This is a genomic window from Acidovorax sp. KPB24-07 (assembly GCF_057543315.1).
The window spans coordinates 1-3,507 of sequence record NZ_BAAJYS010000347.1; the positions used below are offsets into that span (position 1 = coordinate 1).

The following is a 3,507-nucleotide window of genomic DNA, read 5'->3' on the forward strand; positions in this document are numbered from 1 at the left end:
TGCAGTCCGCGGCGGCCGAGGTGCGCCGCACGCTCGACTTCTCGCTGACCGCCGCCGACGAATCCGCACCGGGCGGCGGCGCGAAGCGGCGCCGCGAGCGCAAGCCCTCGCGGCCCTTGCCCCGGCTGTGAAGAACCATCAAGGCATGAGCGCAACGGACACCCATCCCGCGGCCGAGGGCGCCGCCATCTGCCACCTGGCCGGCACCGAAGTCCACCTGCTGCCCGACCGCTCCCTGTGGTGGCCGGCCGGCCGCACGCTGTTCGTGGCCGACGTGCACCTGGGCAAGTCCGACACCTTCCGCGCGCGCGGGCTGCCCGTGCCCTCCGGCACCACGCGCGACAACCTTGATCGGCTGTCGGCCCCGATCGCCCGGCAAGGCGCGCAGCGGCTGGTGGTGCTGGGCGACTTCCTGCATGCGGCCGAAGCGCAGTCGCCTGCCGTGCTGGCCGCCCTGTCGGCATGGCGCGCCGCGCATGCGGCGCTGGAGGTGGTGCTGGTGCGCGGCAACCACGACAGCCACGCCGGCGATCCGCCGGCCGGCCTGGGGTTCAACATCGTGGACGAGCCCTGGCCGATCGGGCCGTTCGCGTGCTGCCACTACCCGCAGGCGCACGGGACGCTGCACGTGCTCGCCGGCCACGTCCATCCCGCCGTGGTGCTGCGGGGGCGGGGGCGCGACGCCCTGCGCCTGCCGTGCTTCGCGGTGGAGCCGCAACTCACCGTGCTGCCGGCGTTCGGCGAGTTCACCGGCGGCCAGACGATGACCTCCGGCCCGGAGCGCCGCTTTTTCGCCGCCGGCGGCGGGCGGGTGTGGGCGGTGCCGGGCATGGGGGCCACGCCGGAGTGACCTGGCCCGTGGGCGAAAGTCCTGGCGGTTATCCGGGGCCGGTTCTGCGCGACGGCCCGGCCTCGGCGGTCTGGGATGGTTCGGCGGCATCGCTCCGCCCGCCTGAGCCGCCAAGGCCTGAAGGTGCGTATTCACCGAGGTTTCCCACTCGCTGTAGATCTCACGGGCCTGTCGCGAGTATTCGAAAGCGGCGGGGCTTTCATGATCGTCCGGCCAGGGCAATTGAAGGAACGGATGGTTGTCCCGGGCGTCCTTCAATGGCTCGAACGTCGCTTTGTGCAGTTCCTGCATGCCGACACGCCATGTCTCGTGGTGCATCAGAAACGCTGGGTAGGCCTGCGGATCGGACGCTTGCGCCAGGACCTCGGAATGCAGGGCTGCGATGTCGTCCGGGTTCAGTGCGCTGAGCCAGAGGTCGCTCAGTTCCTGCACCGTTTCCTGGGGGAGTTGCAATGCCGTTTTCAGTGCTGCCTTGGCATGCACCATGGTTTCCAGCGGGTCTTTTTCCAACCACTTGGCTTTCCAGGGGGGCAAGTCGGGATCCTGTTTCAGCCGGTTGATGAGCCGGTTCGTGGCGGTTTCCAGCAGAGACAGCCGAAATTGCTGGCCTGTCAGGCCGTTGAGCTGCACTTCGTTGATCCTGCCGGCCCGCACGCCCTGCACCGTCTGCCAGTTGCGGACGGCCAGCATTACTTTGGAAAAACCTTCGAGCAGGTTGTCCCGACAGTCGCCCAGAGCGGTTTGCGAAACCAGGTACACCTGGTCGCGCAAGGTGGCATCGCGCGCCACTGCCAACAAAACCGTGCCCACCTGGCGGCTCAGCAGGGCCATTGCCGTGGGGGAAAACTCGGGTAGGGTCTCATCGCGCAGGCGTTCCAACATCCGGGCGAATGCGGGTGCCCGGGGTTCGTCGTCGAAGGCATGGAGGTCGGGTGCGACGCGCACGGCAGCATTGCCCATCCACGCTTGGATCTGGTCGCCCAGTGGGGCCTCCAGGAGTTTCACATCACCGTCCAAGCCCCCTTCCAGCCCCGCTTCTCCATCGCTGTCGTCAAGCGGAACCTCGCGTTGGTTCCCGACATGGGCATCGAGGTCGGCTTCCAAGTCGGTATCGAAGTCCGATTCTTCGTTTCCGTGCTCAGGCGAAGCGGCCGTGGTCACCGTCACGCTTTCAGGGCTCATGATCATTTCGATCAAGTGGGCCGCCACGGGGTGGCTGTGGCGATGTTGGCGCCACAGCGTTTCCAGTTCCGTTTTGAAACCGCGTTCGAACTTTTGACCTGTCAATGCGGCCGCCACGTTCCGGATGCGGTCCTCCAGATCAGGGCGTTGTGCGGACAGTGCCACCAGATCCAACAGCTGCGCCGGCCTCAATGGGCCAGGAATGCCCAACGCGCCCAACTCCTGTAGCAATTGTTCGGGGCTGTCGATGGAGGGGGCGTCGTCGTCAGACCGAGGTGACACGGGGTCCAACGCGGCTTGAGGGGTTGGGCGGGAAACGCGGGCCTCTGCTGCCAAATCGGCATCCGGCGAGGCACGCCCGTCGACGGACTGCTGCGAGGCGATGCCGGGTGCCGGAGTGCGCAGTGGCCGCGGCACGGCTGTGCGTGGCGGCAACGACGACGAGGGCCCGGCCTCGTGCGTGGCTTCGGTCGTGCGGCGCGGCGACAGGGGTGGAGACTCGCCATGTCCTTGCCCTGGCCCTGTCGTGCGGGCGATAACGCGCCGCTCGGGCGTTGTGCGGGGTTCGGGGCTGTGCTCCCGCGGCCGGACACGGCCGGAATGTCGTAGAGGGTCCATGGGTCGCCTTTCCTGCCGCGCTCGGGCGCTGGCAGTGCCGGCGATGTTAGTGCGGCCCACCGGCAGGGGCCGATCCCTTCGCGCACGGATGGACCGTTTTGCGAAGCGCTGGCGCCCGTGACGCCGGCTATTCCTTCAGCAGCGCATCGCCGCTCAGCACCGGCGCATCGGGCAGCCCCGCACCCTCCGCGGTGCCCGGCGCGGCCTGCGCGTTCGCCGGAAAGTGCTGCACCAGCAGGGCGGACACCTCCGCCAGCGCCTGCGTCAGCCCGTCCTCGTAGCGCCCGGCGCGAAAGGCCTCGCCCATGTGCACGACCAGGGTGCGCCAGGTCTCGGGCGGCACGGCGCGGGCCAGGCCCCGGTCGGCCACGATCTCGATGGCCTGCTCGGCCACCAGCAGGTAGATGAGCACGCCGTTGTTGTGCTCGGTGTCCCACACGCGCAGCTTGCCGAACAGCGTGACGGCCCGCTCGCGGGCGCTGGCGCCGCGCCACAGGTAGCTGGTGGGCAGGCCGCCTTCGGCGCAGATGCGGATCTGCCCGGTGTGGCGGCGCTCGCTGGCGGCCACGCGGCGCGTGATGCGCTCCAGCACGTCGGGCGGCAGGGCCTGATGCAGGCGGCCTTCCACCCAGCGGTGCCGCACGAGCCGCGCGATGCGCGATAGGGCCGAAGGGGCGGCCGAGGGGGTCAGGGAGGTCTTTGCCATGGTCACCAGTCTCCCGAGGCGCCGCCGCCGCCAAAATCGCCGCCGCCGCCCGAACTGAAGCCGCCGCCATCGCTGCTGCTGCCGCCGCCACTGCCACCGCTCCAGCCGCCGAAGCCCCCGGTGGACGTGCCGATCCCGCCGCCCCCGGCCG

3 protein-coding genes and 1 pseudogene are annotated in these 3,507 nt (G+C 69.6%); 2 read left to right on the forward strand and 2 right to left on the reverse strand.

Annotated elements, in window-relative coordinates; all coding sequences use genetic code 11:
- Nucleotides 1–145: 145 nt before the first annotated feature.
- Nucleotides 146–850, forward strand: a complete 705-nt coding sequence (pdeM, locus tag AC27IQ_RS20655) for a ligase-associated DNA damage response endonuclease PdeM (protein ID WP_487090610.1) — start codon at nt 146–148, stop codon at nt 848–850.
- A 336-nt stretch (nt 851–1,186) separates the two neighbouring features.
- Here pdeM and AC27IQ_RS20660 read toward each other — a convergent pair.
- Nucleotides 1,187–1,810: pseudogene (locus AC27IQ_RS20660) on the reverse strand (NEL-type E3 ubiquitin ligase domain-containing protein); the annotation flags it as partial.
- Between the two features lie 6 nt (nt 1,811–1,816).
- Between AC27IQ_RS20660 and AC27IQ_RS20665 the strand changes: the two are divergent.
- Nucleotides 1,817–2,260, forward strand: coding sequence for a hypothetical protein (locus AC27IQ_RS20665; protein ID WP_487090611.1), 444 nt, complete (start codon nt 1,817–1,819; stop codon nt 2,258–2,260).
- A 517-nt stretch (nt 2,261–2,777) separates the two neighbouring features.
- Here the strand turns inward: AC27IQ_RS20665 and AC27IQ_RS20670 are convergent.
- Nucleotides 2,778–3,356: a TPM domain-containing protein gene (locus tag AC27IQ_RS20670; RefSeq protein WP_487090612.1), complete on the reverse strand. Its 579-nt coding sequence runs from the start codon at nt 3,354–3,356 to the stop codon at nt 2,778–2,780.
- Between the last annotated feature and the right edge of the window lie 151 nt (nt 3,357–3,507).